This window comes from Weizmannia sp. FSL K6-3076 (assembly GCF_038007245.1).
Lineage (GTDB): Bacteria > Bacillota > Bacilli > Bacillales > Bacillaceae_C > Weizmannia > Weizmannia faecalis.
Genome location: NZ_JBBOWU010000001.1, coordinates 724,291 through 738,074, shown reverse-complemented (window position 1 = coordinate 738,074; position 13,784 = coordinate 724,291). Strand labels below are relative to the sequence as shown.

General features: G+C 43.4%; 11 protein-coding genes. 4 read left to right on the top strand and 7 right to left on the bottom strand.

Translation table 11 applies throughout. The annotated features are described in order from the left end of the window. Position 1 precedes the first annotated feature (1 nt). The 6 genes from brxC to NSS95_RS03240 form a co-directional block, all read right to left on the bottom strand. A complete protein-coding gene (gene brxC, locus NSS95_RS03265; protein WP_340702351.1) occupies positions 2–3,577 on the bottom strand; it encodes a BREX system P-loop protein BrxC in 3,576 nt (1,191 codons plus the stop codon). Between the two features lie 22 nt (positions 3,578–3,599). Continuing rightward, entirely contained in the window at positions 3,600–4,166 is a 567-nt protein-coding gene (locus tag NSS95_RS03260; RefSeq protein WP_326242089.1) for a DUF1788 domain-containing protein, read from the bottom strand. Positions 4,167–4,177: 11 nt separating this feature from the next. Then, on the bottom strand, positions 4,178–4,774 hold the full coding sequence (locus NSS95_RS03255) for a DUF1819 family protein (RefSeq protein WP_326242090.1): 597 nt from the start codon (positions 4,772–4,774) through the stop codon (positions 4,178–4,180). 13 nt (positions 4,775–4,787) lie between these two features. Next, a complete protein-coding gene (locus NSS95_RS03250; RefSeq protein ID WP_326242091.1) occupies positions 4,788–5,033 on the bottom strand; it encodes a TIGR04540 family protein in 246 nt (81 codons plus the stop codon). A gap of 233 nt (positions 5,034–5,266) precedes the next feature. Beyond that, on the bottom strand, positions 5,267–6,664 hold the full coding sequence (gene rlmD, locus NSS95_RS03245; RefSeq protein ID WP_340713782.1) for a 23S rRNA (uracil(1939)-C(5))-methyltransferase RlmD: 1,398 nt from the start codon (positions 6,662–6,664) through the stop codon (positions 5,267–5,269). 371 nt (positions 6,665–7,035) lie between these two features. Next, complete coding sequence (locus NSS95_RS03240) at positions 7,036–7,362, bottom strand: acyl carrier protein (RefSeq protein ID WP_014095944.1); 327 nt, start codon at positions 7,360–7,362, stop codon at positions 7,036–7,038. 395 nt (positions 7,363–7,757) lie between these two features. Between NSS95_RS03240 and NSS95_RS03235 the strand changes: the two genes are divergently transcribed. Together NSS95_RS03235 and NSS95_RS03230 are read left to right on the top strand one after the other, a co-directional pair. Continuing rightward, complete coding sequence (locus tag NSS95_RS03235; protein WP_340713781.1) at positions 7,758–9,950, top strand: alpha-galactosidase; 2,193 nt, start codon at positions 7,758–7,760, stop codon at positions 9,948–9,950. A 218-nt stretch (positions 9,951–10,168) separates the two neighbouring features. Next, the gene (locus NSS95_RS03230) at positions 10,169–10,789 is read left to right on the top strand and encodes an RraA family protein (RefSeq protein WP_276211004.1); all 621 of its coding nucleotides are present in this window, start codon (positions 10,169–10,171) and stop codon (positions 10,787–10,789) included. Positions 10,790–11,115: 326 nt separating this feature from the next. On the opposite strand, the gene NSS95_RS03225 is transcribed toward NSS95_RS03230, so the two are convergent. After that, complete coding sequence (locus NSS95_RS03225) at positions 11,116–12,294, bottom strand: pyridoxal phosphate-dependent aminotransferase (protein ID WP_026684659.1); 1,179 nt, start codon at positions 12,292–12,294, stop codon at positions 11,116–11,118. A gap of 148 nt (positions 12,295–12,442) precedes the next feature. Here NSS95_RS03225 and NSS95_RS03220 point away from each other — a divergent pair, with 148 nt between their 5' ends. Continuing rightward, the gene (locus NSS95_RS03220) at positions 12,443–13,066 is read left to right on the top strand and encodes a YhbD family protein (protein WP_061086921.1); all 624 of its coding nucleotides are present in this window, start codon (positions 12,443–12,445) and stop codon (positions 13,064–13,066) included. A gap of 13 nt (positions 13,067–13,079) precedes the next feature. Further along, the gene (locus tag NSS95_RS03215) at positions 13,080–13,781 is read left to right on the top strand and encodes a polymer-forming cytoskeletal protein (protein WP_071451744.1); all 702 of its coding nucleotides are present in this window, start codon (positions 13,080–13,082) and stop codon (positions 13,779–13,781) included. The last annotated feature ends 3 nt before the right edge of the window (positions 13,782–13,784 follow it).

The window sequence follows — 13,784 nt, the reverse complement described above, 5'->3', positions numbered from 1 at the left end:
GTTAGTCCACAAATTCTATTTCGCTATTTTCTTTAATGATTTGTTTCAATCGATTAGACAATGCACGAATGTAACGGTCTACATCTTCCTCGGTCTTCAAAGTCTTAATATCAACAAGTTGTGTGACCTTGACCGTTTTCTTTTGCTTTTGAACAGGCGGTGCGGCAGATCCTACCACAACGTCTCCTGGTCGTCTTGCCTCTTCCTTTTTCTTCCTTTGCCATGCCGCCATTTCTCTTTGAATCTCTCTTTCCATTCTTTCTTTAAAGGTTGTACTTTGGGAAATTGTTGCGTCTACCTTAAAAATATCGGAAAAAGATTCTACACTCCCATAAAGGTTATCATAATACTGGTTGACTTTATCTTCTGTAACTTTCGAAACGCCATACTGGGAAGTACGTAATAACAAGTAATCCTGATCCTCTTTCAACTTCGCAATGGCATTTTCTCTCTTCTCTTCCAACACTTTTTTGACTTGCTCATCCATGACATGAATGAGCTCTGGTATGTCCTTTATTTTTTTATATGGAATCGGATCCTCAATAATAGAACGAAGCTGGCTCATCGCTCTTTCAATTTCATCACCATATAAATAAGCTTTATTTTCTTCATATTTCTTCAATGCGGCTAAACCATCTTCGAAAATTTTCCTTTGATCGGTTCCGAAGAAGCTTTTCACGTAGACAATATCTTCTTCCCAATCCAAAAGATCATCTTCCAATTCTTTTAGCTTCATAAAGAACGAAACATTGTCTAAACCATTATGAAATTGCCCAAAGTATTCCAGCCCTTTATTCAACAAACTTAATCCAGGATATTTTTTACCTTCATAATGAATCTTATAATTTTTAATCTCCTGAATCTGCTGCTCAATGAGCATTTTAATTTCTTTTAATAGGCCATCTTCATCATCTGGCAAATCTGTTTTATTAAATAAATCCCTACAGATCCCCTTAGCAATCCGAATAAGCTTTTCATCAACTTTTACCCGTTTGATTACAATAGCCAAATCGGCTTCTGCTGGTTTGGCGAAGATAGTCACCAATGCGTTGACGTTTTCTTCCGGTTCCAAATATTCCGCTTTATATCGAATACGAATCCTTTGTTCTTTCAACAATTGAGCAATTAATCCAGCAATATCCAATTGTTTCCAACCATAAGGCTTATCACTAAAGCGATCATATAAGATCTTTACTCTTACTTGTTTTTTCAGATCATCTTGCAAACTGATAAATTCTGCAATTTCACGTTTGGCCAGCTCATTTGGATCCGGCCCTAATGTATCTGCAAAAGGAAGTTTCTCCTGACCGGCAGCTAAAATGGAAATAAGGCTTCGTTCATTTTCCAAATGTTCTTTTACATAGCCTAGTTTGGTATAGACATTATCCACTAACAATGTAAAGGCAGCATTGATTTTTTCACGAACAGTCGAACCTTTAATATCTACCTTGTCACCGTAAATAAAAAAGGAACCGTCTTTAATTGCCTCTTCTAGCAGTTCACGAACCCTTCTTCTTCTTTCACGGACTTCAGCTTGTTTGTTATTCAAGATGTTTTGAATATTTTCAGGGAGCTGGGTAATATTTGTCTTCTTTCGATATTCTTCAATCCTTAAAGCTTCCCCAATTTCTTCAACATAGGCATCACTTCCGCCAAGCTTGACGATCATTTCGCCAATACCAGACGACATCATCATTAATTCTTGCTCAGACTTGAGATAGTGATCCGAAAGCGGGGAAAGAATGTTGATACCAATATTAGATGTTTGATTCCCATAATTTTTCTCATCCATTTTTTGATTATAGCTGAAAGAGTAATCACTGGAATAACGGAACCGTTTTTCGTCATAAAGGTCCTGGAAAATATAGTTTGCCAGTTCCCTTTTGACGATTTCTTCATCTATATTTAAAGACTTGATTTCCCGGTTGATATCTTGCTCGTCATCAGTAAGGAAAATATAGTTATCGCCATTTTTTTGGATTAATGTTTGTTGAATTAGTTTTCTAAGCGATACTTTTATTTTTTCTTTAAGTTGCAATTTATCTTCATTTATGTTTGTCACCATTAACGTGGCAATATTGTCCAAATTTGCCGGCAGCTCTTTGACATATTTAATCATGAAGAGCACTTTTAACAAATCCATATTAAACTCGTCATCTGCTAAAGCGGGGTTTTCATATGCGCCGTCAATAACCCTTGAAATGGAAGGGTTTAAAAATTCCTTGATTGTGTCATAGAAAGCATAGAACGGAATCAGTGCCCCTTCTTCAGCATCTTTATAACGGAGGCCAGCTTCTTTAAATGCTGATAACATGGAACGTTCCCCTTCTGATAAGTGCTTACCAGAGGAACCATGTTTACGGACTTGTTCAAATACATTTTGCAGCAGCTTAAACTGATAAGGGATGAATGGATAAACATCCGCAAATTCTTGTTCATTGTCAAAACCACGCAGATCTGCCGTGCTGTCCCGGAAGCTGATCAAGTTCTTTAAAATAGCGCTTTTTTCAGGGAAGAGGAGCTTTAATTTGTCATTTACAAAGTCCTTCTTTAAAAGAATTCGTTTTTTTATGACTTCATCAACTGAAATGGACGATAAGGATAAACGAGTATCAAAACGGCCTTGAATCCTGGAAAAGTCGTCACCTTTGACCTGGATGATACTGTCAATGCTTTCTTGGGAAGTGACCATAATCCAGACTTTTCCTTGGCAATACGTTCCCAAATCCTCAGCAATCGTTTGGAGATCCAGCATTAAATTTCCGCTGCGGCCAATGAACTGGCCAATTTCATCCACTAAGAAAACAAGATGGAAGTTGTCGCCTTTTTGATCAATATAATCTTTCACTTCTTGCGCAAACTTATCGATGCTAATTTCATAGTTATTTACGCCATTTTCGAACCAGTTACGCGCAGATTCCTCCGACATGTCTGTTACTTTCGTAAGTGCACCGATCACGTAGTCAGCGTCAAAATAAAAAGTATTCCGCCGATCAACCCATTCTTCCCCACAAAGATTTTTGAACTCTACTTTGAAGGCATTGTAAAGACCCCTTTGATCCAAATATTTTTCCATTTCGGCTACACCAGGAATGTCGCCATAATAGCCACGATGTTCATAGAATACCTTCAGAAAAACACGCAAAATGGCATCATCTTTGGTTTTACTGTCTAGTGAAGCTTTGGAGTCAATATTGAATAAGATAACCTCCGTATCCACATATGCAGTGCGATTCATATTCGCCAAAATTAATGGGTCTTGAATTTTATTTTGGAAAAAATCGACAGCTTTCTTCCCTTGCACTTTTTTGTTTTCGAGTAAATAGGCAAGGATTTTTAAGAAATGCGATTTCCCGCTTCCAAAGAAACCGGAAATCCAAACGCCCATTTTATCTGTATAGCCATCAATTCCTTTTTGGTAGTTCTCATAAAACTTGGACAAGTGCCGATTAATTTCTTTTGTGACCACATATTCGTCAAGTTCTTGATAAATAAACTTTTCATCTGTTTGTGCAACTTTAATGACACCTTTTATGTCTCTTTCAATGTCCTTTTGGAACATGTCCCTGATAATCACTTTTGTATCCCCCTCTTTTTCCCTAATCCACTAAGCGAAACGCCCGATAATAATTGTCATCTTTTAACTTACCGAATAACTGGAGCGACTGTCCATCGTATTTACCTGGAAAAAACATGACAACAGGGATTTTATCAATGACTTCTTGAAGATTATTCAAGATATTATGGGACCGAACAAACGGATAGACCTTACCAACACCTGTAATGAAAACGACATTGTGGTCTCCCAATTGATGCTTCATTTTATCAAGAAAGATACTTGGCTTTGCAAAGTTGGTCATTGCCTTAAACAATGTATCCTTGCCCTGTCGCTTTTCTATATCAAATATTCGATCAAAAATTCGTTTCTCCTTGGCAATTTCAATCATCATTTTATAAAGATCAAACTCGATAATGTTTCGATCTGAACCGTCGTAGCTGAATTCTTTCTTTACATGCTTGATGTAATCCCGAACCGCTAGTTCATCAGCCGGATTATAGTCGAAAATGTAAAAACTGATCTCATTCCCGAGACCCCGGCCCTCAATAAACTTTTTTTCTTTAATTTTTGGAATGATTTTATCTAATCTTGCATTTAAATTTGCCACGCCGTCACCACCTATTCACCCATTGCATGGATATATCGGATGTCGCCAATCCGAGAAATATGCATTTTAACTTTTTCATCTATCAGCAACCGTCTTAGCTCGTGGGAATTTTTATCTTGTAATAATCCAGTTTCAACCAAAATTTTCACGTACACTTGCTTCAATCTTCGAATGGTTGATTCAGACCAATTCGCAATATTTTCGTCTTGCTCAGCCTTTGCCATAAAAAAAGCATTTAAATCCTTTTTCTCAAGTATGTAATTATTGGTTTCAAGCTTATCTTGAACGACTTCATCCATAAATTCAAAGAAGAGCCGATCCGTCTTCATAATGGCATAAAGATTGATGACCTTCCCAACTTCTAATGGTTCTTCAAGAACAAATGTCCTTAACGTGTCATCCAAGACATTCGTCCTTTTTAAAATGGAAGGCAAGCCACGCTTCAAGCTTGAAATTTTATTATGTTGGAAAATGTTTTCCTCTATCACTTTTTTTCTGATATCCTGATCAGATAAGCCACTTTGTTTAAGGGCTACAACTTGCTTAAATTCGTAATACATAAAGGAAGCCCCTGTTAATACGGAAGAATAAGCTAATTCCGCCGACATGCCATCCGACCTTTCATTCCACGTTTGTTAAATCTAAGACTTTACTCACAACAGCCATACGCCTTTTCCCGCACTGCTGCTGAACAATTGTGGTATATGTATGTCCCTTTATAAGTTTCTCTTCGTTGTTTTTATACATACTTTGAATGCCATCGATTAGAAATTCTTCTGTGATTTCTTCATTCCAATATGCATCAACAAGCTGTTTTAGTGCCGTAGCCAGGTCTCGCTGGGTACGGTAAAAGCTTTTTATTTCCATTCAGTTCACCTCAAATAGGTCTTACTTGAATCTTACTTGGTTCTTATTTTACTCTTACTTTTTGTGGCTGACAATACAGATTATGTTCCATGCCAAATTCAACCCGAGATCATCAAAGAAATGAAAACAAGGGTAAATTTTCAGTAAAAAAGTAATCCAGAGTTCGTCCACTTCAGTGAGAGGCACCCTAAAATTGGAAAAGTCAAGTTTTCAATTTTAGGGCGTCATATTTTTTAAGCTTCCTTCGTCAAAACCAAATGCGCCACGCACTCCACATGCACCGTATGCGGGAACAGGTCCACCGGCTGGACGGCAGTCAGTTTGTAGCCAAACGGTTCGAGTTCTTTTATATCCGTTGCAAATGTGTCCGGGTTGCAGGAGACATAGACAATGCGCGCAGGTTGGGCCCGGCCGATTTTGCGCATCACTTTGCCGCCGGCGCCGGAACGCGGTGGGTCGAGAAGCAACAGTTCCGGGTTGCCGAAGCTTTCCAGCACTTCATCTATCCCTTTGCGTGCGTCTTTGGCAAGGAAATATGTGTTTGAAATGCCATTGTCTTTTGCATTCCGTTTTGCCGATTCAATCGAGGTTTCAACGATTTCAATGCCGGCAAGTTCCCCGACACGGTCCGCAAACGGAAGCGAGAATGTGCCGACACCGCAGAACAGGTCAATCATTTTTTCCGTTTTCTCCGGCCGGCCCATTTCAAGCGCAAGATCGACGAGTTTCTGTGCCTGTACCGGGTTGGTTTGGAAAAATGTATCGAACCATATCCGGTAACGGTAACCGCCCATTTCATCGTAAATAAAATCACGTCCAGAGAGGACATGTGTTTTTTCCGCCTGTGTCCGGTCTGCCCAATCGGTATTTTCGAGCCAGAGCAGGCTTTTTACTTGCGGGAATTTGCCGGTGATCCGCTCTGCCAAATCGCGGGCCGCTTCAGCTAGTTCCCCATCCGGCGCTTCGGTTGCAAACAGGGCGAGCATCATTTCCCCTGTTGCAAAAGACTGGCGCACCATTAAGTGGCGTAAGAGGCCTTCGTGCGCATCTTTGTCATAGCCTTTTAAGCCATGCTCTTTTACCCACGCGGCCACTTCCATCGCGCCATCTACCATTTCTTTTCCGGCAATCAGGCACGTTTCAAGCGGAATCACTTTCCGGAAATTCCCTTGCTCATGCAGGCCGAGCGATCCATCCGGAGCAAATGTAAATTCCATTTTATTGCGGTAATGCCAAGGATTATCCATGCCGATCGTATCACGGACAAGCGCCGGGTCAAAGCCTTGTGCGGCAATGGCTTCTTTTACATGGACGGTTTTTTGTTTTAACTGCCCTTCGTATGCCCAGTGCTGCCAGACACAGCCACCGCAACGGTCAAAGTGCGGGCACATGGGCACCACCCTTTCCGGATGGGCTTTCAGAATTTCATCCGGAAGTGCCTTTCTTCTTCTTTTTTCCGGCTGATCCACGGTGACGCGTACTTTTTCCCCGAGAAGCGTACGCGGAATGGTCAGTTTTAATTTTTTCGCGTTACCAAGTTCATTTTCACGCCAGACAACCGCCTGCCCGGAACCTTTTGCATCAAAGCCGCGGATTTCTGTCACCAATGATTCCCCTTGCAAAATGGCCAATCCAATCTCTCCTTCCATTGAAAAACAAATATCTTGAACACGTTTAAAGTGTAAAATTTTCGATTCAAAAAAACGGGCGTTTCACTGCCTTGTAATAGTATAATGGAAAAAAAGCGGTTTGCAAATGTGCATCGCACCGTTGTAAGCCATCCCGTAAATAAAGCTTGCTGGGCGAATCCGATTTTCTACCCAATTGATCAGCAAATGCTGTCTTAATATATAGAAGAAACTATCTGCAAAATGCAGGATTCTGTCTTCTAGTACGATGAAACAGCTCGAGCGCAAACTTTTCTCTAGATTTTTATAAACCAAATCTATAAATTTTGCTTATTCAGCAACCCATAAGCAAAACAAAGCCCGTGAATCTCGAGTTATCCACGGGCCTTGTTTTGCTTTCTGATTTCCAGTATTTTTGGCAGTTTGATCGCCAGATGTTCACGACATTTTCGCTGTTTTTCATATATATAGTCTGTTGCCTTTTCAATGGAAACAAGCTTGTTGATTTCATCTTCCTCTATATCGAAATCAAATTCATCCGATAACTCCACAGCCAGCTCTGAAAGATCGATCCAGTCCGCACCGAGATCATCGACAAAAAGGGTGTCGTCCTTTATTTCCGAAGGGTCATCATCGAAATCATTCAACACAATGTCGCGCACTCTTTCCCGGATATTTTCTTTTGAAATGGTTTCCCGCATCATCATCAGCTCCATTGTGTAAATGTTAACAAATTGTTTCTCATCTACTTTTAATAATAGTCATTTTACAACGCCAGCACAAGAATGCAATACCTGACGCTAACTTTTTTATGCCAAATTTTTCCGTGGAAAGGCCGCTGCCGCATTCCTTGGAGGCGGATGCGCCCGCACAGCTACTCTACAAATCAAGTGACAAGGACGGATGCAAACACTAAAATGATAGTAAAGTGTAAACGGATTCTTTCGGTAAAGCATATGCACCATTCCTTTACCCAAAAGAATTTTCTCTAACCGTATATATCATATTGAACAAAACCGGGGATGCCTCGGCCATTCCAACTGATGCGACAAAACTGAAAATGGCCTCTGCACTTACGAAACGAGGAGGAAGATGGATGATTAGTTTTGAGGAACAAACGAAAACTTTCCATTTGCAAAATGATGAAGTGAGTTACCTTTTACAAGTGGATGCATTCGGCTACGTGGAACATCTGTATTGGGGAAAACCGGTGAGGGCCTATCACGGAGGGCGCGCCTATCCGCGCATTGGCCGCAGTTTTTCCCCGAACCCGCCCGGTGCAAAAGACCGCAAATTTTCGCTTGATACGGTACTGCAGGAATTCCCGGGTTACGGCAACGGCGATTTCCGTGAGCCGGCACATATTATCCGACATGCGGACGGGTCAACGGTCACGGACTTCCGCTACCGGGCGTATGACATTTTAAAGGGCAAGCCGGCGCTTCCCGGGCTTCCCGCTACTTTTGCCAATCAAAATGAAGCCGAAACGTTGAAAATCATGTTGGAAGACAAGCTTACAGGCCTTCAATTAACGCTTTTATATACCATCTTTCGCGATTTTCCGGCGATTTCCCGCGCGGCTGTGCTGACAAACGGCGGAAACAAACCTGTTCGAATTGAACGCTTGATGAGCCTGAATGTCGATTTCCCAGCCGGAAATTTTGAGCTTTTGCATCTCCCCGGCGCCCATAAACGCGAACGGCAAATAGCAAGAGAAACCGTAACAGACGGCATCAAGCGGATAGACAGCAAGCGCGGCGCCAGCAGCCACCAGGAAAATCCGTTTTTGGCGCTTGTCCAGCCTGAAACAACGGAATTCCAAGGTGAAGCATATGTAGTGAACCTCGTTTACAGCGGCAATTTTGCCGGAATGGTGCAGCAGGACCAGTTCGGCCAGGTACGCTTTGGAATCGGGCTGAATGATTTCGGGTTCAGCTGGGCGTTGGAGCCGGGTGACACTTTTTATTCCCCTGAAGCGGTGATGGTATACAGCAGAGACGGGCTGAACGGGATGTCGCAAACGTTTCACACGCTCTACCGCCGCCACCTTTTGCGCGGCAAGCATAAAGATGCGGAACGCCCTGTATTGATCAATAACTGGGAAGCGACCTATTTCCGATTTCATGATGAAAAACTGCTTGAACTCGCCGACGAGGCGCAAAAGCTCGGCATTGAGCTATTTGTACTGGATGACGGCTGGTTCGGCCACCGGGACAATGACCGCAGTTCTTTAGGGGACTGGTATGAATACGCCGAAAAAATAAAGATGGGGCTCAAAAACCTGGCAGAAGAAATCCATAAACGCGGGATGCAATTCGGCCTCTGGTTTGAACCGGAAATGGTTTCGCGGGACAGCGACCTTTTCCGTGAACATCCGGACTGGGCACTGCAAATTCCGGGCCGCGGGCTTTCTGAAGGGCGCTCCCAATATGTGCTCGATTTTAGCCGTAGGGATGTACGCGAAAATATTTTCCGGCAGATGACAGACATTCTGGATCATGTCCATGTTGATTACATCAAATGGGATATGAACCGCCATATGACAGAAGTCCATTCCGCCCTGCTGGAGCCGGAAAACCAGGGAGAAACCGCCCACCGCTATATGCTCGGGCTGTATGACTTTTTAGAAAAGTTGACATCGCGTTATCCTGATATTTTGTTTGAAAGCTGTTCCGGCGGTGGCGGGCGTTTTGATCCGGGCATGCTGTATTATATGCCGCAAACGTGGACGAGCGATAATACCGATGCGGCCGACCGTTTGAAAATCCAGTATGGCACAAGCCTCGCCTACCCACCGGTTACGATGGGCGCGCATGTCTCGGCCGTTCCGAACCACCAAACCGGCCGGGTTACGCCGTTATCGACGCGCGGTGACGTGGCAATGGGCGGCAATTTCGGCTATGAGTTGGATTTGACAAAATGCACGGAAGATGAAAAAGCAGTGATCCGGGAACAGGTTGCATTTTACAAAGCACACCGGCAATTGTTCCAGTTTGGCCGGTTCTACCGCCTGATAAGCCCGTTTGAAGGCAACAGCGCCGCCTGGCAATTTGTCTCACCGGACCGCAACCATACCATTGCCTATTTTTTCAACGTACTGTCTGAAGCAGCCGGCCCGTTGAAAATATTAAAACTGGCAGGCCTTGACCCGGACAAAAACTACCGGCATATTGAAACAGACAAAATCTACGGCGGCGACGAACTGATGAACATCGGGCTGTATTTGCCATTGTTTAACAAACAGGACTTTGCAAGTTACAAGATGGAGTTTAAGGTGGTATACGAGTAAAAACACCGCCCCTCTTCCCCGGCAGAGGACACTGAAAAACGGTGAGACACTATGAATGGGGGTGTCTTGCCGTTTTCTCTTGGACTTTTTCAGCGGCTTTTCCCCTCTCCTCTATTCATTTTTATTATGAATGAATATAACAATTTTTTATTTTCATTTTTTTCTCTATTTTAGTATAGTATACATAAAACAAGTCTTAAAGAAAGAGGGGTTCAGCGATGGATGCATTTGTAGAGGCATTCCGTTCTATTCCTACCACATGTATATCAGATGCTATGGATGGCTTGAATAACTTGCACCCGCGGATTAAGCCATTGAAATCTTCCTATTTTCTCTGCGGCAAAGCTTTTACTGTTAAAATGCCGGTGGGTGACAATTTAGCCGTCCTAAAAGCCATCAGACATGCACAACCTGGCGATGTTCTTGTCGTGGATGCAAAGGGGGATGAGTACAGGGCCATTGCTGGCGACTTTGTGGTCGGGATGGCAAAAACTTTAGGCATAAGCGGGATCGTTGTGGACGGCGTCATTCGCGATATAGATGGCGTTAAAAAACTGAACTATCCTGTTTTTTGCAGAGGCACAACTGTAGCCGCTAGCGGAAAAAGCGGTATTGGCGAAATAAACGTCCCCATTTCCTGCGGGGGAGTAGCCGTACATCCCGGAGACATTATCGTGGGCGATGCGGACGGAGTTGTTGTGGTCCCAGCAGAAAAAGGGGAAAAGATATTGCAAAAAGCACAGGAAAAAATGAAAAAAGACCAGCTTAGGGAAGAATCCGTCTCCGGAAACAAAGAAGAGATCATCAAGTATTTAGACTCAATGATCTCAAAATCATAAGCTGCCTGTCTCTAGCACTATTGGGTTGTTGAACCACAGGAGATGCTCCCTGCCGGAAAAAGCAGCCGCCATGCAAATGGATGTGTGGCTTTGAAATTAAATTCACTTTATTCTATAAAACAGGGAAACATTGTTATTTTGCCACCGGCTGCAAACACCATGAAGATGGATAAGTGGCTTTAAAGTTAAGTTCACTTTATTCTATAAAACGGTCGAAACATTGTTATTTTGCTACCGGCCGCAAATACCATGAAAATGGTTAAATTGGCCCCGATGCAAAAGCCTAAGTCTCTTTTTACACGACATACGGCGGACTGGCCAATGTTTCATAGTTGATATTCATTTGCCAGTTTCCTGAACGCTTCAAGCGACCGTTTCACTTTCTCTGTCGGGATGCAGTAGGCAATTCGGAAGTAGCTCGGAACGCCAAACGTATCAGAAGGAACGAGCAGCAGGTCATATTCAAGTGCTTTTTTGCAAAATGCCACAGCATCCTCTTCCAAGGCTTTCGGAAACATGTAGAATGTACCGCCGGGCTTTGTGATGGAAAAACCCATATCGGTCAAGGCATCATACAAAATATTCATGTTGGTTTCATAGACTGAAAGATCCGCTGTGATGTCCAGCACTTCGGCAACAGCGAGCTGGATGATCGACGGCGGGCAGTTGTGGCCGATGCCGCGTGAGATCTGACCGCACATATTGACAATCAATTCCGCATCCGGGCAGTCCGGGTTCACGGCTACGTACCCGATCCGCTCGCCTGGCAGCGACAGCGACTTGCTGAAAGAGTAGCATGTAATCGTGTACGGATGATATTTTGCAACGTATGGGGCCTCTACCCCCTTGAACACAATTTCCCTGTACGGTTCATCTGTGATGATATAAATCTCATGCCCGAATTCCTGCTCTTTTTCTTGCAAAATCTGCGCCAATTCCCGGATCGTAGCTTCCGAATAGACAGCGCCTGAAGGATTGTTCGGCGTGTTGATTAAAACGGCTGCCGTTTTGGGCGAAATCATCCGGCGGAACGCGTCAAAATGAATTTGAAAATTTTCTGTATCAGCAGGAACAACTTTTAACACCGCGCCCGTTTGATTGACGTATGGCATGTATTCCGGAAAATACGGCGCAAACGTGAGCACTTCATCTCCCGGTACGGTTACCGCCCTTAACGCGTGTGCAATGGCGCCGGCTGCTCCTGTCGCCATAAAAATATGTTCTTTCCGGTACGGCATGCCAAACCGCTGTTTTAAGGAATCTGCAATTTTTTCACGGACTGAATCAATCCCAAGGCTCGGGCTGTAGCCGTGCACCGCCGGGTTTTTCGCAAGTTCCATAAGTTTTTCGGTAAAAGCTTGCGGGACCGGCACGCTCGGATTGCCAAGGCTATAGTCAAAAACATTTTCAGACCCGATTTCCTTTGCCCGTACTGCCCCGTATTCAGCAATTTCCCGGATGACCGATTTCTGGCCAAGCATCCTTTTGAATTCTTCCGCAATCATGTTTTTCTTCCTCCTGAACATCAATCCTATGTATAGATATAACTATAACATATTTTGAGCCCGTTATGATGAAATTTTCTAAATTTGCTTTCTTGTTTACAGTGTAACAGTGTTATGTTATATTAAAAATAGCAAAGGAGTGGCGAAAATGGATGAAGACTTAATTTCCAAAAAAGATCTGCTCGAACAAACCGGCATCTCCTATGGGCAATTATACCGGTGGAAACGGAAAAACCTGATTCCGGAAGACTGGTTTATCCGCAAATCGACGTTTACCGGGCAGGAAACCTTTTTCCCCCGCGAACGCATTTTGGAGCGGATTGAAAAAATCCAGGCGATGAAAGAAAACCTTTCGCTTGATGCGCTTGCCGAAATGTTTGCACCGGGCGGCGGGAAACGGATCAGCAAGGCAGATATACTGAAACGGGGTATTGCCTCCGATTTTGTACTAAATTTTTACATCGAACAAACGCAGGCGCAAGAACAGGCTTTTCCTTTTGAGGAAGTGCTCGCCATTTTTTTATTGGAAAAACTTTTGCACGGCGGGGAGATTTCCCTTGAGGAAGGAAAAATGCTGGTTGGGCTCTTGCAGGATGCAGAAAAATCTTTTGCAACGGAGGGCACAAACGTATGGCTGATCCGGAAGTTCGGCGTTTCCACTTGCTTTTTAACAAAAAAAGCGGAAGATATTTTGTTTGACCGTGAAGCAAAAGTGATTGTCAACCTTGATCTGATGGAGTTATCAGCAGAATTAAAAGGAAAATGGCTATAGGAGGCGGGCAAAAGTGGGAAATCTTGTCATAAACGGAGTCGCATCCTCAAACGGCGGGACTTTTGACGACGTCATCGTGAACGGAAAAGGAACAGTGAATAGTGAAATCCAGTGTAAAAGTTTGGAATCAAACGGAATAGCGGTTTTTAAAGGAAACATTGTTTCACAAAATGCCACGATCAATGGCACCGCAACCTTTCACGGCAGTCTCTCCAGTAAAAGCATGGAGGTTTCAGGATCGGCCAAGTTTTTGGATGATGTCCTGGCAGAAAATCTCCGCGTATCCGGGAATGCAAGATTTGACGGCAAAGTGAAAGGAACGGAAATTCTGCTTGAAGGGAATGTGTCTGTTGCCGGAGATTGTGAAGCCGAGGAAATCAACATCCACGGCACTGTCAAAATGGAAGGCGAACTGAATGCCGAAAAGATTGAAATGAACCCGTTGTGGCGCTGTTTTATCCGTGAAATGGGTGGGCAGCAGATCACGGTGAAAAAAGTCAATTCTATTTCAAACTGGCTGAAGCCGTTTATGCCCACGGGTCTCAAGGTTGACAGTATTGAAGGAGATGATATTGTGCTTGAGATGACGACGGCGAAAGTGGTGCGGGGCGCCCGTATAAAAATTGGTCCAAAATGTGAAATTGATCTTGTGGAGTACCAGGATACGTTTGAAAAAGACAGCTCAGCGGTTGTGAAAGAATACCGAAAAATATAAAGA